Origin of the sequence: Paenibacillus paridis (genome assembly GCF_006345825.1) — a bacterium.
In the GTDB taxonomy this organism is placed as follows: domain Bacteria; phylum Bacillota; class Bacilli; order Paenibacillales; family Paenibacillaceae; genus Pristimantibacillus; species Pristimantibacillus paridis.
Window position 1 is genome coordinate 77169 of sequence record NZ_VCIX01000066.1, and the last position, 22469, is coordinate 99637.

Below are 22469 nucleotides of genomic sequence, written 5' to 3' on the forward strand. Positions count from 1 at the left end.
GGTTCACCAACCTTTTTCAGAATCCGAGTTATACAAAATGCGGGAGCGTACGTCAGCGATTAAATAAAGCGTGCCTGTTACGACCCCAAGGTCTGTTTCCCCGGTTAACTGTTGTAATTTTTGTAATGCAGTTTGCCAATTCTGTTCAACCACCAGTTCGAACGTATACTGGTCAGGATGCTGCTGCTTCATTTCTAGCACCAAATCGGCTAAAGCACGCGCTTCTTTCTTCATGCGAAAATCAGGCTCGGTCAAAATAAGCGTATCCACTATTGGTAGTATATGCTTAAGAACATCCTGATGATTCTTATTCTCCAGCATACCCATCATAAGATGTAAACGATCATACTTATACGTATTTTTTAATGCTTCCGCGAGCGTTTCGGCGCCTTCGGGATTATGTGCCCCATCAATCAGAATGCGAGGCTGCTGCGATACCATTTCCAGACGTCCTGGCCATGCCGCGGCATATAAGCCCTCCGCCAAAGCATCATCCTCGACGACTAGCGCATTATATTGACGAAGCACCTCCAGCGTCATAACAGCAACCGCTGCATTCGTACGCTGATGCGCGCCGTTAAGCGTGATCGTCAGCGGCTCTATGCTGCGGAATAAGTTTTGAAAGCGAAACGTCTGCTCATTCTCTTTAACCGACAGCGCCTCAATATGAAACTGTTCGCCCAGCAAATAGAGCGTGCTCTTCTTCTCGGCTGCTGTGCGCTTGATGACCTCGACCGCATCCGGTTGTTCAACCGCACTTATCACAGGAATGCCCGCTTTGATAATGCCGGCTTTCTCGCTCGCCACAGCTGCAATCGTATCGCCTAGCCGATCCATATGATCGTGACCGATATTCGTAATGACCGTAACGACCGGCTGCACAATATTGGTCACGTCCAAACGGCCGCCAAGCCCTGTTTCCCAAACGACATAGTCAGGGTAGGTAACCTTGGCATAGAACAGCACTGCAAGCGCCGTGGACACCTCAAACATAGTCGGAGAACCAAGCTCAGTCTCTGCAATCGCTTCGACCTGAGGCTTCAGCTCATTTGCAAGCCGTAGCAGCGTTTCTTCGTCGATATCGATGCCGTTATATTGGAAACGGTTCGTAAACTTCGTAATATACGGTGACGTAAATGTACCGACATCATATCCGCTTTTCAAGAGAACGCTGGTCAAATAAGCGCAGGTCGACCCTTTGCCGTTCGTTCCCGCGATATGAATAAATTTTAGTCTTCGATGCGGATTGTCAAGAAGCTCCATCAACTTCTCGATTCTCTCCAGACCTGGGCGAATGCCAAACGGAATCAGCCCTGTTATCCAGTCTACCGCTTCGCGGTAGGATTGCAGCGGCACGGATGGCCGCTGCTCTATCGTATGGTCCGTCATTCTTATCGTTCCTTCTTCCGTGTTTGCAGCGTTAGCCGCGCAATTCGGCGATTCTAGCCAATACCTTATCGCGTTTATCTGCATAATCATTCATTTTGGCGCGTTCCTCATCAATAACCTTAGCCGGTGCCTTCGCAACGAAGCCTTCATTGCCAAGCTTCTTCTCAACCCGCTCCACCTCGGTGTTCAGATGCTGATGCTCTTTCTCCAGACGTGCAATTTCCTGCGCAATGTCGATCAAGCCAGCAAGCGGCAGATAAAGCTCTGCTCCTGTCAAAATGGCGGTCATCGCTTTGTCAGGCGCACCGACATGCAAGCCAGTCTCCAGCTTAGACGTACCGCAAAAACGCTTGATAAACTCTTCATTGCGAGAAAGAATTGCTGCCTCGGCTTCACTCGAAGGTTTGATCAGCATTTCGATCTTCTTGCTCATCGGAACGTTCACTTCCGCACGGATATTGCGAACCGCACGGATCATTTCCATCAGCAGTTCCATCTCTTTCACTGCTTCCGGCGCTTCAAGCGCCTTGTCATACACCGGCCATTCCGCTAGTGTAATCGTGACGCCCGTATGCGGCAAATGCTGCCAAATCTCTTCACTGATGTATGGCATGAACGGATGAATCAGGCGCTGCGTGCGGTCAAGCACATAAGCAAGAACCGATTGCGTTGCCTTTTTGGCTGCTTCATCCGTGCCATAAAGGCTAAGCTTCGCGAATTCAATATACCAATCGCATAGATCATCCCAAATGAAGTTATATAAAATACGTCCGGTCTCGCCGAACTCATAGCTTTCAATCAAACGGGTCACGTCACGAACCGTTTCGTTCAAACGGTGCAGAATCCAACGATCCGCGGTGCCAAGACTAACCGTAATATCGATATCCTCAGCCTTAACGCCTTCCAGATTCATCAGCGCAAAGCGCGATGCGTTCCAGATTTTGTTCGCGAAGTTGCGGGCCTGCTCCACCTTCTCCCAGCGGAAACGCAAGTCTTGACCTGGCGTGCTGCTTGTCGAAATCATATAACGCATGGCATCTGCGCCGTATTTCTCGATGACTTCAAGCGGATCAACGCCATTGCCTTTCGACTTGGACATCTTTTGGCCTTCGGAATCGCGAACAAGGCCATGAATGAGTACGTCCTTGAACGGAGATTGCTCCGTAAACTCAAGTGCCGTAAAGATCATCCGAGCAACCCAGAAATAAATAATATCGTAACCGGTCACGAGCACATCCGTTGGATAGAAACGTTTCAGATCCTCGGTTTGATCCGGCCAGCCAAGCGTAGAGAACGGCCAAAGCGCAGAGCTGAACCAAGTATCCAGCACGTCATTGTCCTGACTTAGGTGGTCACCAGCCATATCCTCGCGTGAGACATGCATCTCACCCGTTGCCTCATCATACCAAGCCGGGATACGGTGCCCCCACCAGAGCTGGCGTGAAATACACCAGTCGCGAACATTCTCAATCCAGTGCAAATAAATTTTCTCGAATCTCTCCGGCACAAAGTTCACGCCTTTGCCCGCCTTCTGAGCAGCAATCGCCGCTTCGGCAAGAGGCTTCATGGCAACGAACCATTGCGTTGAAAGATAGGGCTCAACAACCGCGCCGCTGCGCTCGCTGTGTCCAACCTGATGGACATGGTCCTCGATTTCCACGCATACGCCCTGCTCCTGCAAATCCTGTACCAGCTGCTTGCGGCAGTCGAAGCGATCCATGCCTTGATACGGACCAGCTTCAGCGTTCATCGTGCCGGTCTCATCCATCACGATGATTTGTGGCAAACTGTGGCGTTCGCCCATTTCAAAGTCATTCGGATCATGCGCCGGCGTTATTTTCACAGCGCCTGAGCCAAAATCCTTGTCAACGTAATCGTCGGCAATAATTGGAATCTCGCGTCCCACAACCGGAAGCACGATCATTTGTCCAATCATATGCTTATAGCGGTCATCCTCAGGATGAACAGCTACTGCGGTATCGCCAAGCATCGTCTCCGGACGCGTCGTTGCAACCGTAATGAAGCCCGAGCCATCTTTAAGCGGGTACTTTAAATGATACAAATGGCCGTTGATTTCCTTATGCTCAACCTCGATATCCGAGAGCGCCGTCCGTGCTGCCGGGTCCCAGTTAATGATTTTTTTGCCGCGATAAATAAGCCCTTTGTCGTAAAGACGAACAAACACCTCACGTACCGCTTTGGACAGCCCATCATCGAGCGTAAACCGTTCTCTCGAATAATCAAGAGATAGCCCCATCTTCGCCCATTGGTCGCGAATCGTGTTCGCATACTCGTCCTTCCACTCCCATACCTTCTCCAGGAAAGCTTCCCGGCCAAGATCATAACGAGAGATTCCTTGCTCGCGCAGTTTCTGCTCTACTCTGGTCTGAGTTGCAATGCCTGCATGGTCTGTACCCGGCAGCCAAAGCGCGTCAAAGCCCTGCATCCGCTTTGTCCTGATCAATATATCCTGCAAGGTAAAATCTAACGCATGCCCGATATGCAGCATTCCGGTAACGTTAGGAGGCGGGATGACAATCGTATAGGTCTGTGCATCCGGACGTTTGCCTGCCTCAAAAAATTTTCCCTGCATCCAGTAATCGTACCATTTCTGCTCAGCTGCCTTCGGATCATAGGTTGTCGGCATTGCAGTTGTTGTTTGATTTTCTGACATTCGTTCCATCCTCCATAAATCGATCTACAAAAACAAAAAAAACCTACCGCCCTTATCATAAAGGACGAAAGGTTTAGCTTCCGTGGTACCACCTTTGTTCCATGCAAATGCTATTCGCATGACACTCAAACAGATAACGGTTGCGGCCGGCCTGAATTAGGTAGAGCATAAGCTGCTCCTACTTGATAAAGGCAACTCCGGGGCGACTCGTAGCAGTCACTTCCTGCAGAACCTCTCAGCGTAACGGTTCTACTCTCTGAAGGCTTGGCTGCGTACTATTCCCCTTCAATGTCGTTATAACGCATATATGTTTAATCATACCTTTGTTCCACTTCCGAGTCAACCAAGCAGCACGAACAAATGCCCCTATCGCTCATTTTTTTGAGCAATAAGGGCATTTTGATCCTTGGTAGGCCTATGGAATGTACAAAAGCTGTCCTTCCGATACGCCGGAATCATCCAAGCGGTTGTAAATTAGAATTTCCCTTGGATTCAAGCTGTAACGTGTGGCGATGACATCAAGCGTCTCGTCCCGCTGCACGATGCACATCCGAATCTTGCGGAATTCTTCATCTTCGGAACGCTTGCCAAGGAAAAGGTTTTTCCACTCGATCTCATCCCCAGAAGCTTGCACCTTAGCTTCCTCATCCGCGCGCTGCTGGGCAACAACCTGCTCGGCCGCCTCGCGTGCAGCCTGCTCGCGCCTGCTCGTCTGCAGCAACGTAAGGATGCCAACATCAGGCGCAGCCCCTGTAGCCTCTTGAGGCTGCTTGCCGGCAACCGCTATTCGAATTTCCTGCTGCTCCGGCTCCGGCTTCAGCGCAATCACAGGTTCAGAAGGAGCTGCAAATGGACCATCGGTTGTATCAGGCTCCGTCCGTTCCTGTTCGATAGTTTGCTGAGACGGCTCATAATCCTCGATTGCCGCTTCTTCGGCTATAAAATCCGGAGAAGCATTGGCAATGACAGACGACGTGGAGAGCCAGCCATCATCGCTCTCTTGTTGGGAAGCCAGCGTAATTTCGCGTTCCTCTTGCTGCTGCTCTCGCTCCTCTTCTTCTTCGTTTCGCTGAATTGGCGAAGAGAACATCTGAGAGGAAGACCACCCCGAATCGGAACCAGCAGCAGATATCCTTACCGTGGCCTCCGCTTCATCCGACAGATCCGACTGCTGCTGGTCAGGGAAATGCGGTTGAGCAGCAAAATCGTTTACCGCCGGTATGTAGGGCTGTTCGAAGCTGGCGTATTGACCGTACTGCGGCTCCGGGGATTGCTCCTCATAAGCTTCTCTTTGATGCACGACGGTAAAGGGCTCTTCTCTCCAGCTTTCTTCCGGCTCCTGAACAGGCTGAGCGGAAATCCCCCTTAAAGAAAGTACGCCTGTGATGTTTAACGTGCGGGCAGACAATAAATCCACGTCAAAATTATCGATGTCAATCGAAATATCATCCAGACGTGATATGCGGTTCATCGGCAGCGTAATTTCAACGGGAATCCAGTGCTCAAGCGTCAGTGAATTTTCGGGGTCGTTCTGACTCCTGTATAATCCGCTGAGCAGCAGCTGTCCTCTTAGCACCGCATGGTCCCCCTGGTCGATGACCTGGATACGGGGAACAAGCTCAATTTCCTCCAGCTCGTCAATTGCCGCTACATCGTCAGGCAGATGGACGCGTTCATACACGTCAAAGCGTAAACCATTCGTTTGATCCGACACGCCTAAATCCTCCCCTCTCATACTGAATGCTTGGTCTAACATTACATTCACTACTTATCTATATGGTAGGTTTGGCTAGAGCATGACTATCATTTTGCCTGAGATGGCATGTTTTCTGAAAGCTGAACCAGCCACTCCGGCCAAGGAGAGCAAGCTTCGGTCAATTGCGTAGTCCATGGATGGGGAAACAGCAGCTTTTCGCCATGCAGAGCTTGATGCGCTAGCATCCTGGCATCTCCCCCGTAAAGGCCGTCTCCAACGAGCGGATGCCCAATATGGCTAAGATGTACCCTGATTTGATGCGTTCGTCCGGTCTCCAGCTTGACCCTAAGCAATGACAACTGCCGGCTGGCGGCAATAACCTCAAAATGGCTTACGGCGTGATCACCGTTATCCGAGACCCGGCGCTTTGCTGAATGATGGCGATCCTTCCCGATCGGAGCCGAAATCGTCCCCTTTGGATTAACGAGTCTGCCATGAACAACCGCAATGTAATGTCTATCAATTATTTTCGCTCTCATCGCATCATCAAGCTTCCACTGAGCCAGATCATTTTTGGCATACAAAACCGGTCCCGAAGTGTCGTCATCAAGTCTATGGATATGACGCACATTCAACGGATCTTCCTGCCTGAGCATATGTCTTGCCACAGCCTCGTCCAAAGTCCCGCCTTGTGACGGCGACGAGCCGTGCACAGCCATACCCGCAGGCTTATCGATAACGATACAAAAATCATCCTCATACAGCACTTGAGGAGCCGCAGCTTTCGCTGGCATTAGTGCCAATCGGTAAGCGGCATCACTCTGTGGTTCGATGCGGGGATACGCCAATAATTGCAGTCGTTCCCCGTTCCACCGGATGCCTCCGATTGAAAATAGCCGATTGATCCACTTGGCCGGAAACAAGGAACGGGCCAGCAGCCACTGCCGCACTTGGTGCGGATGACTGCCAGCCCGGGGCTGTGCATGCTCCGGCATTACTGCCGGATCCTTGTCCGATTGGGGATCAATGGCTTCCGAGGCTGCCGCGCCAAGAGCCATCCAATCCAGCTCCAGCCACTGTCCGTTCCTCTGTGCTAGCCTCTTGTCCATATCGTGTTCCTCCCCATTCTAAACGCTGCAATACCGATCCCTATTACAACCGGCCAAAGGCGATATCATGCGCTTCAATCGTCGCTTGAATATCCTCATCGGTATGAGCTGCCGATACAAACATGCCTTCAAATTGCGAAGGGGCAATGCTTACGCCCAAATCGAGCATGGAGGCAAAATACGCTTTGAACCGTTCCAGATCCGACGTTTTTGCCGTTTCGAAGTTAATGACGAACGTATCCGTAAAGAAAGGGCATACCATGGAGCCTACACGGTTAATCGTGTTCGCAATGCCATGCTTCTGCGCATTCGCTTCAAAGCCGAGCTGCAGCTTGACCGCTTGGCGCTCTAGCTGCTCATACACTTCAGGTGTCAGCAGCTTAAGCGTGGTGTAGCCCGCAGCCATAGCAAGCGGATTACCCGAAAGCGTACCCGCTTGATAGATTGGACCGCTTGGAGCGATCATTTCCATTAGCTCGCGCTTGCCGCCGTAAGCGCCGACAGGCAAGCCTCCGCCGATGATTTTGCCGAAGCAGGTTAGGTCAGGCTTAATATCATAAAGCCCTTGCGCGCAGCTGTAGCCGACCCTAAAGCCTGTCATAACCTCGTCAAATATAAGAACCGTTCCATATTGCGTCGTAATATCGCGCAAGCCTTGCAGGAATCCGGGCAAAGGCGGCACAACGCCCATATTGCCGGCTACCGGCTCAACGATTACGCAAGCGATTTCTTCGCCGAACTTTTCGAATGCAAGCTTAACCGATTCGATATCATTATAAGGAACAGTTATCGTATGCGATGCTACGTGCTCAGGCACGCCTGGGCTGTCAGGCAGGCCAAGCGTCGCCACGCCGGAACCGGCTTTGATTAACAGGCTGTCAGCATGACCATGATAGGAGCCTTCGAATTTTAAAATTTTACTGCGCTTCGTATAGCCGCGAGCCAGTCGCAAGGCGCTCATCGTCGCCTCCGTGCCGGAATTCACCATCCGAACGATGTCGACAGACGGCACGCGCTCGCATACAAGCTCAGCCATCAACGTCTCTAGCTCCGTAGGGGCGCCAAAGCTGGTGCCTTTCTCAGCCGTACGCTTAATCGCCTCGACGACCTCGGGATGAGCGTGTCCCATAATAAGCGGCCCCCAAGACGCCACATAGTCAAGATAGCTGTTGCCATCGATATCATAAATGCGGCTGCCTTCCCCGCGTTCCATATATACAGGGTTTAAGCCGACCGATTTGAACGCTCTAACCGGGCTATTCACTCCACCGGGTATAACTTTCTTGGCTCTTGCAAACGCTTCTACTGAACGGGCATCATTTCTAAGGTTCGATTCACTCATCTGCTTATTCCTCCCCTTTTAACCAGCGCGCCGCGTCCTTCGCATGGTACGTTATGATCAAATCCGCACCGGCACGCTTCATTCCCGTCAACGTTTCCAGAACGATTTCGCGCTCATTGATCCAGCCGTTCGCTGCAGCGGCTTTTACCATCGAATACTCGGCGCTTACGTTATAGGCGGCAACGGGCAAATTATATTTATCTTTAAGCAAACGCAAAATATCGAGGTAGGCCATCGCAGGCTTGACCATCAGCATATCAGCGCCCTCTGCAATATCCGATTCGGCTTCACGGAGCGCTTCCCGTACGTTAGCGGGGTCCATTTGATAAGTTTTGCGATCCCCGAACTGTGGCGCGGAATGGGCAGCATCACGGAAAGGGCCATAATAAGCAGAAGAGAATTTGACGGAATACGATAGGATGGCAATATCGCTGAAGCCGGCATCGTCCAGTCCTTGTCGAATCGCCAGTACAAATCCGTCCATCATGTTCGAAGGTGCTATGATGTCCGCTCCTGCTTCCGCTTGCGATACTGCGGTTTGAACAAGCAGATCCAGCGACGAGTCATTGTCTACTTCGGCAATGCCCGATTCCTCATGGACATGAACGATGCCGCAATGGCCATGATCCGTGAACTGGCATAAACACGTATCCGCAATAACCACAAGCTCGGGCGCCCATTCCTTTACCGCTCTAATCGACTGTTGAACGATGCCATCTGCTGCATAAGCGGATGTGCCAAGCGCATCCTTATGCTCCGGAAGGCCAAAGAGCAGCACCGATTGAATGCCCGCAGCGACAACTTCGCGAATTTCTTCTTCGAGAAGATCGAGCGAAAAGTGGTACACGCCCGGCATGGACGGGATTTCCTCTTTTATATTATGGCCATGCGTTACAAAGATCGGGTAAATAAAATCATTTACCCCTAGCACCGTTTCTCTTACCAAGCTTCTAAGCGCAGACGTTCTGCGCAATCTGCGATGCCTCACTGTTGGAAAAATCATCGTTTTTTCGTCCTCCCTACTGTAGTGGCCGATGGTTTTGGCGATAGGCTACAATGGCTTGAAGCAGCCCCTCTAACGTGGAATCCTCCGGTTCAATTTCAACTTTTAGTCCTGCATCGATAGCGGTCTGCGTCGTTAACGGCCCGATGCTCGCAATCGGAATATTTGAAAGCATGTCAACAGGGTCCGATATCCCTTTGCGCTTCAACAGCTCCAGCAAATTCGTTACGGTTGACGAGCTCGTGAACGTAATCATATGAATTTCTCTCTCGCGAATCCATTCCAGCGCCAGCTCATCCTGAACGTCTGCCAGAACCGTTTCATATACATCGATTTCCGTCGGGATCAGTCCAAGCGCCCTAAGCTCACGCGGCAGCACCTCACGCGCAAGATCACCGCGAGGCAGCAAAACGCGCTCACCCGCACGCAGCTGTGAGCTGAGCTGCTCCAGCAAACCCTCCGCATGGAACTTCACTGGCAGCACTTCAGCCAACAAGCCTCGCTGCGCTAGCGCAGCAGCTGTCTTCGGACCTACGGCAGCCAGCCGGGCTCCGTGAAAACGCCTGACATCGATTTGGAATTTGCGAAGCCAACCAAAAAAATAGTCCACTCCGTTTACGCTGGTAAACATGAGCCAGTTATAGTGCTCTGCTTGCTCTAATTGCTCTCTCATAGCCTCGATAACGGCAGGGTCCGACGGTTCAACCGTTTCGATGACAGGAAATTCACAAGGCTCGCCGCCGAGCAGCTCAATATGATCTGCAAGCTCACTCGCTTGCGCCCTAGCGCGAGTAACGAGTACCCGCAAACCGAACAATGGCTTGCGTTCATACCACTGAAGCTTCTCACGCTGCAGCACAACTTCGCCAACGACGATAACAGCCGGTGGCTGGAAATTCGCTTCTCTGACGATCGCTTCAATCGTCTCCAGTGTACCGACTACCGTCCGCTGTTCCACTCTCGTCCCCCAGCGGATTAAGGCAACCGGCGTTTCAGGCGGCTTGCCATGCTTGATAAGCTGACCGGCAATATAGCCGATTTTGGCAACGCCCATAAGGAAAATAAGAGTTCCTGTTGCATTTGTTACTTTATCCCAATGAATGGAGCGGTCCAGCTTGTCCGGACTCTCGTGCCCTGTAATAATCGATAATGAGGAGGCCAGGTCGCGGTGGGTAACCGGAATGCCCGCATAGGCAGGCACTGCGATCGCGGAGGTTATGCCGGGCACAATCTCGAACTCAATCCCGTGGTCATAGAGCAGCTCCGCCTCTTCGCCTACACGGCCAAAAATCGTTGGATCCCCGCCCTTAAGGCGGGTAACCGTTTTCCCTTCCAGCGCTAAATCGACGAGAAGCTGATTGATCTCCTCCTGCTTCATCGTATGACGGTCAGGCAGCTTCCCGACGTAAATTTTCTCCGTTCCCGGCTTCACATGACGCAGCAGCCTTGGACTGGCTAAGCGGTCATAGACAACGACATCACAAGCTTTCAGGCATTCCAATCCTCGTACCGTAATCAGCTTCGGATCTCCCGGTCCGGCACCAACCAAATAAACCTTCCCCTTGTCCAAACCTGTCATCCCCCAATTTCAGCTAATATCCGATCTGCACCGCGGGCGACAAGCGCCGCAGCGACATCCCGTCCAAGCTGCTCGGGGTCTGTCCCCTGCTTAATTTCTTTCAGCAGAGTTACGCCATCAGGCGTTCCGACCATGCCCGTCATGACGAGCTGCCTAGTCCCCTTCTTGTCTTCGGTTTCATCCGCAAGGACGCAGTATGCGCCAATCGGAACCTGGCAGCCGCCATTTAAAGATCCAAGAAAGCTGCGCTCTGCCCGAACCGTCAACTCTGTTTCATGATGATTAATTAAATTCAGGAGCTCACGAATTTGCTCATCATTTTCTCTGCACTCAATGCCAAGCGCGCCTTGTCCGACAGCAGGCAAGCAAATATCGACCGGAATATTCGTGGAGATACGGTCTTGCCAGCCCATGCGGGTAAGCCCTGCAGCAGCAAGCACGATGGCGTCAAAGCCTTCCGTTTCCAATTTGCGTATGCGCGAATCAATATTGCCGCGAATCGATTCCAGCTGCAGGTCCGGGCGCGCATTTTTCAACTGGCTAGAGCGACGCAGGCTGCTTGTCCCAACTCTGGCCCCAAGCGGCAAATCATCGAGTGAGGAGCCTTCCTTCATAATCAGGCAATCCCGCGGGTCAATGCGCTTCGGTATCGCTCCGTTGATCAATCCCTCGGGAAGCTCATAGGGCATATCCTTCATGCTGTGAATAGCCAAATCGATATCTCCGTCTACAAGCGCTTGCTCGATCTCCTTGACGAATAACCCCTTCCCGCCTACCTTCGATAAGGTGACGTCAAGAATACGGTCGCCTTTCGTTACAATTTTTTTCACTTCAAACGTATAATCAAAACCATGCTTTTCGCTAATTCGTTTAAGCTCGTCAATGACTTGCCCGCTTTGCGTCAACGCAAGCGCGCTTTGCCTTGTGCCAACTACAATCACACGTTTTCCTTGATCTGATACTTCCATTATGTAAGCCCCCTGTCGATACGATGAAGAAGGCTTTGCAGCCATTCATCGAGATCAATATCGTTATGTCCGAGCTGACCGGCTTCATCGGCCGCAAGCTTTAGTATCGTCGTTCTCTTCCGCTCATCCGTGATGCTGCTGCGCACAAGCTCACGCATCCGCCTCAGCCGCGCCAGCATCACCTCGTACTCCGCTCCATACTGCGCGGCAAGCTGTTGTTTAATTTGCATTGATAACGCCGGGCTTGCTCCCGAGGCCGTTACGGCAAGCAACAAATCCCCTCGCCGGACAACGGAAGGGGAAATGAATGAGCTGCTGCCGGCCTCGTCAGCAACATTTACCCAGAGGCTAAGCTTTTTGGCATCCGCCGCTATTTCCTCGTTTACCTGCTTATTGTTTGTAGCTGCAAAAACAAGCCAGGCACCTCCGAGATCATCCATCGTATACTCACCGCGACGACTGTGAACTTTCCCTTCAGCAAGCAGGTTTTCAATAACCGGCGTAAAAGCCGGGCTAATCACCCATACCTCATCGGCTCCAGCCTCCAAAAGCCCCAACAGCTTGCGCTGCGCAATGCCACCGCCACCGAAGACGACTACTTTTTTCCCTTTTAGCTGCAGGACGATTGGATAAAATCCATTCATTTTGTCAGATCCCCCTGCTTATCCGTGACATTCCTCAATGGAATGAGGAGAAATAATTAGATAACAAATTTAAGAGAAGCAGTCCGAATGAAAAAATATACAATCGGGCCAGCTGTAATCCCGGCCGCCTCAGCATCGCTCTCTGATAGACGTAAATCACGTACATGACCAAGGTAGCGAAGGAAGATAACACTTTCCAATCCAATAGCAGCGATGCCCTTCCCTCAACGAGTAAAGAGGTCACCGCGATCGCCAGGGACATAGCAAGCAGCGGAACCCCGACAATGACTGCCCGGTCTCCATATCGCTCAATCGTATCCAGGCTTGGCAATCTGCGCACGACGCTTGTCCACCGTTTTCTCTTAAGCTGGTTATGCAGAAACAAATACATCCCGGCAAACAACGCTCCTAGCGTCAATGCCGCATAAGCACATAAGATTAAACTAATATGAATGTATAATAGCTCTCTTGTCGCTTTCCAAAGCTCAAGCGATTCGCCCTTGCCAGGATTGCTGTACAGATTCAAAGCCAACACCGCAAAGCCGATGACATTGACGAAAAAAACAATAAAATCAATTTTTATAAATCGACTGATGACTAACGATATGGTGACGAGCAGCCAGGAAAACCCCAGCCAGTATTCAAAAGGGGTAACCGTGGTCATTTGCAGATGCAAGATGACTCGGGAAACCAAATATCCAGTCTGCAGTACCCAAACAAAAATAAGCAGCCCTGTACCCATCCGTTTCGCTCTCTGACTTGCATTCATGAAGTCAGAGAAATAAAACAGTAGGCTCAGGGCGTAGACGTAAAGTATCGCATCGTATAAAAAGTTTTGCGTCACCATAGTTCCTCCACATTGCGGCCCTCTAGCTTGTAATAGATGCTAATACCGCCGCGGCTGCATGGGTTTGAACGTTTTTCTTTTTGGCTGCAGCGACAGTATCTGTTGCCGCTTCAAGCTCGGCTTGACGCGTCTTGGCAAGCTCATCCTCCAGCGCAAACAGCTTTACGAACAAATCCATTGCCTCGTCCGCTCGTTTCTCTCCAGCCATTTCTTTAATGCGCAAAATCGGGTCCTGCATCATTTGGTTGACGATGCTCTTCGTCAGCTTGCGAATGACCTTAAGCTCGTGCTCGCCAAGGTCAGGCAGCTTGTTGGTCAGGCTGTTCATCGTTTCCTCATGAATGCCTGCTGCTTTGGTTTGTAGAGATCTGATCAGCGGCACGACGCCTAGCGTCTTGTACCATTGCTCGAAGAGATCGATCTCTTCGGTAATCATCGCTTCGATCTTAGCTGCCTCTTGGCGACGGTGCTCCAGATTGCTCTCCACAATTCCCTCCAAATCATCGATATCATACAGGAACACATTGTCGACCGCTGCAATCGATGGGTCCAAATCGCGCGGAACAGCAATGTCGATCATGAACAACGGCTTCGCTTTGCGCCGCTGCATAGCAGATGCTACCTGTTGGCGCGTGAGCACATAGCCATCCGAGCCCGTAGAGCTGATAATAATATCCGCTTCATGCAGCTTCTCCGCAGCCTCTTCCATTGACCAGGCCAGGCCATTGAATTTATCTGCTAGCTTCGCTGCGCGCTCATAAGTGCGGTTGACGACGACGACTCGGTCAGCACCATTGGCGTACAAGTGCTTGGCCGTAAGCTCGCTTGTTTCGCCGGCGCCGATAACCATCACTGTCTTTTTATGGAATTGACCAAAAATCCGTTTGCCAAGCTCAACCGCCGCATAGCTGACGGACACAGCCGATTCACCAATCGTTGTCTCCGAGTGCGCACGCTTGGCCATCGTAACCGCCTGCTTGAACAGCATGTTGAATACGGTACCCGTGGTCTTCTGCTGCTGTGCAAGCATGAATGCATTTTTGACTTGTCCCAAAATTTGCGTTTCACCGATGACCATCGAATCAAGGCCGCTAGTCACGCGGAACAAATGGTCGATCGCTTTCTCATCCTCATACATATATAAATGGTTGGTAAAATGCTGTCTAGGCAGCTTGAACCATTTTTCCATAAAGCTCCGAATGTAATGCCCGCATAGATGGTGCCTGTCTACTACTGCGTAAAGCTCGGTACGATTGCAGGTCGCTACTATGACACATTCCATTATGCTTTGTGTCTGAATGAGCTGTGTTAATGCCTCCGGCAAATCCCTTTCCGCGAACGCAAACTGTTCTCTTACTTCTACGGGAGCCGTTCGGTAGTTCAGTCCTACTGCGATAATGTGCATGCGCGGTCACCTGCCTCCTTCTCTAGTGCGTATTAGCCATTGATGTCAACGATTATTATAGCATAGTTCGACATTCAGATAATGTTCATTTATGAATAATATTTGAAAAGTACAGACTCATTATTCCCTTTTCATGCAAAGAAATAACCATGGATGAAATCCATGGTTATTTCGCTATGATCGATAAGTTTTAAAGCTCTTAGACGAGCTCAGTTTGTTTCATTTTTGGCTCTTCCACTTGCAGTTCGCCCATACCGCGTACAAGCTTCTTCGCATAAGTCGCTTTTGGCTTCAGTACAGCAAGCATGTAATCAATCGCAAGCTGAGGATCTACAGTTTCACCGCAGGTATAACAGTCCAGCGCGGCAAAGCCTCTCTCAGGATACGTATGAATCGAGAGGTGACTCTCCGACAGCAGCACGAGCACAGTTGCGCCTTGAGGATCAAATTGTTTCGCTTGAACGGACAATACAGTAGCACCGCATGCTTCGGCAGCCTCTACCATATGTGATTGCAAAAATTCAGCGCTGTTCAATAAGTCAAAATCTACACCCCAAGTATCAACAGCAACGTGTCTTCCGAAAGTTGAGTATTCCATCTTCCGGTTCCCCCTTCCTAGGAATAAAATGTTTGAAAAATTTCATCCGCTAGGACCTACGTCATTCACTTCTCGAGGGATTAATCTCTCGCAACATAACTATGTCCTGAGTGAATCCTGGTTCCTATTATTATCATCAACAATGTTTTCAACGAGAATAAAAATAACATCTATCCGAGATAATTGCAATAGTTTTTTTCAAAAAAGATAAATCTGCTGCTGCATCTCAGCCCCGTTTTCAATGTATGACGTGCAAGCTTATCCCGTAACGGTCGGCATGCTTACCCTGCCATATTATTTTTGGCATCGTCCGGACTGTATACAGAAATATGATCAACCTTCTGTGTTGACTCCGAAATAACGAATTTCAGCTCAAATTGCTTATTCACTTTGTACGTATAGATACGATCGGTGCCATTGACGGTTTTCTCATCCGCAGATCCAAGAGCAATTTCCAAATCCTTAAGCGTGATCGCATTCAGCTTGTCGGAATAGGACCTGACGTCAAAAACACGCATTCCTTTGTTATAGCCGAAAGTGATTCCTTTTTTATCGTAGGTCGCATAAATGCCATTGCCTGCGGACTCGTTCGTATCCGCCTTGCCCCAGCTTTTTTCAATCTCATCATACATGGAATCATGGGCGGCGTATTCGCTTCCCAAAACCTTGCCTTCCTTCGCGAGCTTATAAATGGATCCAATCAATTGACCTGCCTCAGCGCTGCCTTCTTCGCCCCCATTGCCGCTCTCTGGCGCGCTGCTTGGCTTGTCCGTCGGCTCGGGCGCTATAGTCGGCTCTGTACTCGGTGACGCGCTTGGCTGCAGCGTAGGCGCCTCCGACGACGGAGGGGCAGTCGTATCCGCATTGGCATCATTGTTGCTGCATGCGGTCAAGGATAGGGCAATCGCAAATGTTATGCCTATCGCAAATTGTTTAAAGCGTTTAGTCTGGTCCATCCTGATCAATCTCCTTCTTGTGACTCGTATCCGTGCTGTCTTTTTATTTTATTACCCTTTTATTAACTAAGTTTAAACAAAAAAAGTTGCAGGCCAGCGCTTCATAAATTTTAGCAAAAAAAAAGAGAAGCCGCAGCAGCAGCCTCTCTTCTTCCGTTTCCCCAATACCGGTTATGCTTCCAGTATGAAGAGCTTGCGAGTCAAATCCGACAAACGCTCGTCAATTTTGCTAATCTCTTCAGCATCCTTCGTCTGGTTGCGAAGATCCAGCAATTCATTGACCGCACTGCCCAGTAATCCGATCTCACGCTCGATCAGACGGCTGCGGAACACCCGCTCCAATTGACCAAGCGTATCCTTGAATTCGAACACGACACGGTCGCCCGTCTTAGAGCTTTCAACAATTTGGTGGACGGAACCATTCTTATAATGATAGATCATCGTATAATGACTGTAGATTCGGTTGACGATCGCGTTGCCGCGGAAAGCAGATATCGCTTTTCGCATGGCATTGGTCAGCCTCGGTTGCACAAGACGGCAAGTTAGTACGCAGACATAATTGTTTTGTTGACGTTCAAAGGTCAGTCGGACTTCTTCCCTCCCTGCCACATCTTCGAGAACGAGCTCCTGATTTCCATTGTCGAGCACAAGCACCTGTAACCGGATTTGCTGCTCTTCAAATAAACGGATAAACTCAGCCATCTCTTCATTCGTCAATTGCAGTTTGGCATTTACATACTCTGTGGCTAGCCGCTTAGCCATAAAAATCTCCTCAATTCTTTGAACTTGCACGCTTTGGTCTAATCATTTTGGTCTTGTTGCTTAAGTATATTATACGTGATCTCAGCATTTTATTCCTGCCGTCCAGCCCCGATATTCTCGCATATTCCACAAAATAACGGAAGAATTCACGAGGAATGCCGACTTTTTCACTGTATCCTCTGCTTTATATAATAACTTGCTGCACTTGCTACCTCATGTAGCAATCGCTTCCGTAATGACTTCCCAAAGCTGCTCTCTTCCAATACCCAATTCCGATGAAAATAAAACAACGGAATCGCTAGGATCTGCTTCAAGCTTTTGTTTGATCATTTTAATATGCTTGTCCCATTTCGATTTTGGAATTTTGTCCGCCTTCGTTGCGACGATGCAGGTTGGCACCTCATAATGCTTAAGCCATTTATACATTTGCTGGTCCAACTGCGACGGCTCATGGCGAATGTCGATGACTAAAAGCTGCAGCTTTAAAGGCTCTCGGTCACGGATATACCGCTCGATCATCTCGCCGAATTGCGCCCGCTGCGTCTTCGATACTTTGGCATAGCCATAGCCGGGAAAATCAACCAAATAAATAAGTTCATTGACACGGTAATAGTTTAGCTGCTGCGTCTTGCCTGGCTGCGAGCTTGTTCTTGCCAAGTTTTTGCGCAAAATCAATTTGTTAATCAATGAAGATTTTCCGACATTCGAACGCCCTGCCAGAGCGATCTCTGGCAAGGCGTCCTCCGGGTATTGATGGGGTTTTACTGCACTGATGATAAACTCTGCTTGTGTAATTTTCATAAAATCGTTGTACCTGCCTTCTCCTCCGTTTGAGCCGGAAGCAACGCATGCTGCAGCACTTCATCCATATGACTGACAGGAAAAAATTGCATATCATGTCGTACGCTATCGGGAATATCCCTTAAATCGCGTTCATTTTCTTTCGGCAACAGTATCGTCCGGATGCCTGCGCGATGAGCGGCTAGCGATTTTTCCTTCAAGCCGCCAATGGGCAGAACACGCCCTCGGAGTGTTATTTCGCCCGTCATCGCCACTTCTTTATTGACGTAGCGGTTCGTGAGCGCAGAAATAAGCGCTGTTGCAATGGTAATGCCGGCTGATGGTCCATCTTTCGGGATGGCACCTTCGGGAATATGAATATGAATATCGTTTTTCTCATGGAAGCCAGGATCTATGCCAAGCTCAACGGCTTTGGAGCGGGTATAGCTGAATGCGGCCTGAGCCGACTCCTTCATGACATCTCCTAGTTTACCAGTTAACGTTAGCTTTCCGCTACCCGGCATTATCGTGACTTCGATGACGAGCGTATCGCCACCCACTTCTGTCCAGGCGAGACCAGTCACAGCGCCGATCTGATTTTCGCTCTCAGCTAGGCCGTAACGGAACTTAGCAGGTCCCAGCCATTCCTTCAACCGATCGCTTGTGAGATCCAGAGGCTCAACTGCCCCAGCTTCTTCCTTGGAGACAAAATACTTCGCTGCCTTCCGGCAAACCGCCGCAATTTGCTGCTCCAAATTCCGAACGCCGGACTCCCGCGTGTACTCTCTGATTAGCTGCAGCAGCACTTCATCCGATACGGTGAGATGCTCCTCCGTCAAGCCATGCTCCTTCTTCTGCTTCGGCAGCAGATACCTCGTGCCGATCTGCAGCTTCTCAAGCTCTGTATATCCTGGGATATACAGCACTTCCATCCGATCAAGAAGCGGACGGGGAATATTGTGCATCGCATTCGCCGTTGTTACGAACATCACGTTGGACAAATCGAACGGAACCTCAACAAAGTGGTCGCTGAACGTATTGTTTTGTTCCGGGTCGAGCACCTCAAGAAGCGCCGAAGCCGGATCTCCCCGGAAGTCCTGAGCCATCTTATCAATTTCATCCAGCAAGAAAACAGGATTCAGCGAGCCTGCCGTTTTCATGCCTTGAATGATTCTTCCCGGCATAGCGCCTACATAAGTCCGGCGGTGGCCCCGAATTTCCGCTTCGTCGCGCACGCCTCCGAGGGAGATACGCACGAACTTGCGGCCGAGCGACTTCGCAATCGAACGGGCCAGTGACGTCTTCCCGACGCCCGGCGGTCCAACGAGGCAAAGAATAGGGCCTTTCAATTGCTTGACAAGCTGCTGAACGGCCAAATATTCGAGTACCCGTTCCTTTGGCTTCTCCAAGCCGTAATGATCATCATTTAAAATGGCTTCAGCCTTGCTTAAGGTTAAGTCGTCATCCGTTGTCTTGTTCCAAGGCAAAGAAAGCAGCCAATCGATATAATTGCGGATGACGCCGCCCTCTGCCGAGGTTGACGGCATCTTCTCGAGCCGGTCAATTTCCTTCTCGATTTTTTCTTTCACTTGATCAGGCACGCCTGCCTCAGCCAACTGCGAGCGCAGCTCCTCGACTTCGCCGGCGCGGCCTTCCTTCTCGCCAAGCTCCTTCTGGATCGCTTTCATTTGCTCGCGCAGATAATATTCCTTTTGCGTTTTTTCCATTTGCTTCTTGACGCGCTGGTTTATTTTGCGTTCAAGCTCCAGCACTTCGCGCTCGTTGTTCAGAATATCAAGCAATCTCTCTAGCCGCTCGCCGACATCCACCGTTTCAAGAATATCCTGCTTATCCTTGATTTTAAGCGAAAGATGGCTTGTGATTACATCCGCTAGGCGGCCCGGATCGTCGATATCGGATACCGCCGCGTAGGTTTCGGGCGTGACCTTCTTCGATAATGAAATGTAATGCTCAAATTGGCTTAGCACAGAGCGCATCAGCGCATCCACTTCCGGATCATCGGTTTCCTGCTCCGGCAATTCTTTGACCGATACTTCGTAAAACTCGTCATTCGGCAAATAATCTAAAATTTCCGCGCGGCTCACGCCCTCTACCAATACGCGGATCGTGCCGTTCGGCAGCTTCAGCATTTGCCTTACCTTTGCAATTGTACCGACTTTATAAATATCTTCCTCCGTCGGCTCCTCAATGTTCACTTCAGACTGTGAACAAAGCAATATCATATGATCTTCGACCATCGAGCGCTCTAGCGCTCGAACCGATTTGTCCCTACCCACATCAAGGTGGAGCACCATGCTGGGATAAACGAGTAGCCCTCTTAGCGGAAGCAAGGGCAGCCGACGACCTTTCGATTTATTAGGTCCCACACCAGCACCTCCAAATGTTAACGTCTACCCTAGTTTATCATTCTACGGATTCAGCCTGCAAATAGGGAACGCCTGAAGCGATAAAAAGATCGGTCCCAAACGGGGCTTCCATGCGTGACGGAGACTGTTCCTCACCTGGAAACACGTATTTGAACACTTCTTCCACCTTCTCTACAGGAATAACTTTGAGGCCTTCCAAATCAGCGAAGATGGCCTGCCAGTTCTCTCTCGGTATGATGACCGTATTTGCGCCAGCCTGGAAAGCAGCCTCTACCTTAGCTAATACGCCGCCGACCGGCTTTACGTTCCCATGTATGCCAACCTCGCCGGTCATTGCCAGCTTGTTGTCAATCGGGATGCCTTTAATTGCCGAAGTAATCGCCGTTGCCATTGCGATGCCGGCAGACGGCCCGTCAATCGGAGTGCCGCCGGGAAAGTTGATATGCAAATCATAATCCTGCGTATTCAGGCCAACGCGTCTAAGAACGGTCAGCACGTTTTCCACGGAGCCTTTAGCCATGCTTTTTCTTCTAAGCGTGCGCGAGCCCCCTCCTAATTCCTCCTCGTCGACCACGCCCGTAATCGTGAATTGACCCTTGCCTGTCGCTGCTGGAATCGCGCTAACTTCGATTTCAAGCAGCGTGCCCATATTCGGGCCATAAACGGCTAGGCCGTTCACGAAGCCGACCTGCGGCGCATCCGGCACCTTGCGGTCGGGGCGGGGCGGGATTTGGCTGCTGTTGACGACCCATTCAATGTCTCCAGCACTAATATTGTCACGCTTCTCCGACAAAGCAACGCCTGCGGCGAGCTGGATCACGTTTACCGCTTCGCGCCCGTTTGTTGCATATCGCTTCACGACATCAATCGCCTCGGGGCAAGGGGCAAATCCGATTTTTTTAACTGCGTTTTCCGCTACCAAGCCAATCTCCTCTGCAAGCAGCGGGCGGAAAAACACTTCCATGCAGCGCGAACGAATGGCTGGCGGTATTTCCTGCGGCGAACGCGTCGTTGCGCCAACCAAGCGGAAATCGGCAGGCAAGCCATTTTGGAAAATATCATGAATATACACCGGAATGTTGGAATCCTCCGAATTGTAATAGGCGCTCTCCAGAAATACCTTGCGGTCTTCCAGCACCTTTAACAATTTATTCATTTGCACCGGATGCAATTCACCGATTTCATCGATAAATAAAATTCCGCCATGCGCTTTGGTTACCGCGCCTGGCTTAGGCTGAGGAATGCCAGCTACACCCATTGCGCCAGCGCCTTGATAAATCGGATCATGCACAGAGCCGATGAGCGGATCGGCGATGCCCCTCTCGTCAAAGCGCGCCGTAGTGGCATCGATCTCCGTAAACTTGGCCTCCGGCAAAAATGGCGAAGAAGGATTTTTTTTGGCTTCCTCGAGCACCACACGAGCCGCTGCCGTCTTCCCTACGCCCGGCGGACCATAGATAATGACATGCTGAGGGTTCGCGCTGCAAAGCGCTGCCTTAAGGGCACGCAAGCCGTCACGCTGCCCTACGATGTCCTGCATCGCTTGCGGCCTTGTTTTCTCCGCCAGAGGCTTGGTCAGCGATACGCTTCTTAGCTTCCGCAGCTTGTCCATTTCCTTGCGCGATTCGCGGTCCACGGCAGAGCGGTTCGTCTTCTGATTGCGCAGCAAATTCCAGAAATACAAGCCAATAACAACAGCAAAAAACACTTGAATCAACATTAACACAACACTTAAACTCATTAGCAACCCGCTCCTTTCAAGCGTAAACGGCCGAAGCCATAATGTTAGCAAGGCTCGTTTCGCGAAGAAATAAAGGCGGCATGGACAAATATTTTCGTCCATTCCTTTATTTCAAGCGTAAACGGCCGAAGCCATAATGTTAGCAAGACTCGTTTCGCGAAGAAATAAAGGCGGCATGGACAAATATTTTCGTCCATTCCTTTATTTCAAGCGTAAACGGCCGAAGCCATAAAGTAGTGAAGCTCGTATATACAAACGATCCGTTATATGCATGCCTAAGTGATAGTATTGCCTCTATAAACTGGTAATAACCGCTTGGAATGTTATTTTTCAGAAAGCCCTCCCGTCACGTCAGCCAGCTCATGAGGTTCAAAAATTGTTTTAACGGCGCAAGGAGGCCGGACATCATGGACACAGGCGTGACAGGTGGCCAGCCATAGCTTCCGGAAGCAAATAAGTACACTGCCCATAGCGACATAACAGTATAGATTACGCAGCTCTGATATTGCTTTTTCTTAACCAGCGGCTTCATCCCAAGCCATAGGGCTGCGACGAGCAGACATGCGATAGCGACGGTTGTCAAATCCAT

18 protein-coding genes and 1 other annotated feature are annotated in these 22469 nt (G+C 50.4%); all 18 genes read right to left on the reverse strand.

The annotated features are described in order from the left end of the window. Nucleotides 1–3: 3 nt before the first annotated feature. The gene (locus FJQ58_RS03195; RefSeq protein ID WP_139991044.1) at nt 4–1389 is read right to left on the reverse strand and encodes a bifunctional folylpolyglutamate synthase/dihydrofolate synthase; all 1386 of its coding nucleotides are present in this window, start codon (nt 1387–1389) and stop codon (nt 4–6) included. A 31-nt stretch (nt 1390–1420) separates the two neighbouring features. Then, the gene (locus tag FJQ58_RS03200; RefSeq protein WP_139990987.1) at nt 1421–4063 is read right to left on the reverse strand and encodes a valine--tRNA ligase; all 2643 of its coding nucleotides are present in this window, start codon (nt 4061–4063) and stop codon (nt 1421–1423) included. A gap of 57 nt (nt 4064–4120) precedes the next feature. After that, nucleotides 4121–4361 (reverse strand) — a binding site (T-box leader). A 117-nt stretch (nt 4362–4478) separates the two neighbouring features. Then, complete coding sequence (locus tag FJQ58_RS03205) at nt 4479–5777, reverse strand: LysM peptidoglycan-binding domain-containing protein (protein ID WP_162341273.1); 1299 nt, start codon at nt 5775–5777, stop codon at nt 4479–4481. Between the two features lie 89 nt (nt 5778–5866). Next, nucleotides 5867–6868, reverse strand: a complete 1002-nt coding sequence (locus FJQ58_RS03210; RefSeq protein ID WP_139990989.1) for an RluA family pseudouridine synthase — start codon at nt 6866–6868, stop codon at nt 5867–5869. 43 nt (nt 6869–6911) lie between these two features. After that, complete coding sequence (gene hemL / locus FJQ58_RS03215) at nt 6912–8210, reverse strand: glutamate-1-semialdehyde 2,1-aminomutase (RefSeq protein ID WP_139990990.1); 1299 nt, start codon at nt 8208–8210, stop codon at nt 6912–6914. A gap of 4 nt (nt 8211–8214) precedes the next feature. Beyond that, complete coding sequence (gene hemB / locus FJQ58_RS03220; protein WP_139990991.1) at nt 8215–9213, reverse strand: porphobilinogen synthase; 999 nt, start codon at nt 9211–9213, stop codon at nt 8215–8217. 16 nt (nt 9214–9229) lie between these two features. Continuing rightward, nucleotides 9230–10783 carry a uroporphyrinogen-III C-methyltransferase gene (cobA, locus tag FJQ58_RS03225; RefSeq protein ID WP_238403754.1) on the reverse strand — a complete coding sequence of 518 codons (1554 nt, stop codon included), beginning with the start codon at nt 10781–10783 and terminating at the stop codon, nt 9230–9232. A gap of 5 nt (nt 10784–10788) precedes the next feature. Beyond that, nucleotides 10789–11760: a hydroxymethylbilane synthase gene (gene hemC / locus FJQ58_RS03230; RefSeq protein WP_139990993.1), complete on the reverse strand. Its 972-nt coding sequence runs from the start codon at nt 11758–11760 to the stop codon at nt 10789–10791. After that, the gene (locus FJQ58_RS03235) at nt 11760–12404 is read right to left on the reverse strand and encodes a precorrin-2 dehydrogenase/sirohydrochlorin ferrochelatase family protein (protein ID WP_139990994.1); all 645 of its coding nucleotides are present in this window, start codon (nt 12402–12404) and stop codon (nt 11760–11762) included. The genes hemC and FJQ58_RS03235 overlap by 1 nt, the downstream gene beginning before the upstream one ends. 34 nt (nt 12405–12438) lie before the next feature. Continuing rightward, complete coding sequence (gene ccsA / locus FJQ58_RS03240) at nt 12439–13251, reverse strand: cytochrome c biogenesis protein CcsA (RefSeq protein ID WP_139990995.1); 813 nt, start codon at nt 13249–13251, stop codon at nt 12439–12441. A gap of 22 nt (nt 13252–13273) precedes the next feature. Then, nucleotides 13274–14656, reverse strand: coding sequence for a glutamyl-tRNA reductase (gene hemA, locus FJQ58_RS03245; protein ID WP_139990996.1), 1383 nt, complete (start codon nt 14654–14656; stop codon nt 13274–13276). 199 nt (nt 14657–14855) lie between these two features. Then, complete coding sequence (gene speD, locus FJQ58_RS03250; protein WP_054027216.1) at nt 14856–15254, reverse strand: adenosylmethionine decarboxylase; 399 nt, start codon at nt 15252–15254, stop codon at nt 14856–14858. A gap of 281 nt (nt 15255–15535) precedes the next feature. Beyond that, on the reverse strand, nt 15536–16210 hold the full coding sequence (locus FJQ58_RS03255; RefSeq protein WP_139990997.1) for a DUF4309 domain-containing protein: 675 nt from the start codon (nt 16208–16210) through the stop codon (nt 15536–15538). Nucleotides 16211–16381: 171 nt separating this feature from the next. After that, entirely contained in the window at nt 16382–16972 is a 591-nt protein-coding gene (locus FJQ58_RS03260; RefSeq protein WP_139990998.1) for a non-ribosomal peptide synthetase module, read from the reverse strand. Between the two features lie 213 nt (nt 16973–17185). Continuing rightward, a complete protein-coding gene (yihA, locus tag FJQ58_RS03265) occupies nt 17186–17773 on the reverse strand; it encodes a ribosome biogenesis GTP-binding protein YihA/YsxC (RefSeq protein WP_139990999.1) in 588 nt (195 codons plus the stop codon). Then, nucleotides 17770–20139 (reverse strand): endopeptidase La, encoded by a 2370-nt coding sequence (gene lon / locus FJQ58_RS03270; protein WP_139991000.1) that lies wholly within the window; start codon nt 20137–20139, stop codon nt 17770–17772. Before lon ends, yihA begins: the two co-directional genes overlap by 4 nt. Nucleotides 20140–20176: 37 nt before the next feature. Continuing rightward, a complete protein-coding gene (gene lonB / locus FJQ58_RS03275; protein WP_139991001.1) occupies nt 20177–21880 on the reverse strand; it encodes an ATP-dependent protease LonB in 1704 nt (567 codons plus the stop codon). A 346-nt stretch (nt 21881–22226) separates the two neighbouring features. Continuing rightward, nucleotides 22227–22463, reverse strand: a complete 237-nt coding sequence (locus FJQ58_RS03280) for a hypothetical protein (protein ID WP_139991002.1) — start codon at nt 22461–22463, stop codon at nt 22227–22229. Nucleotides 22464–22469: the final 6 nt, after the last annotated feature.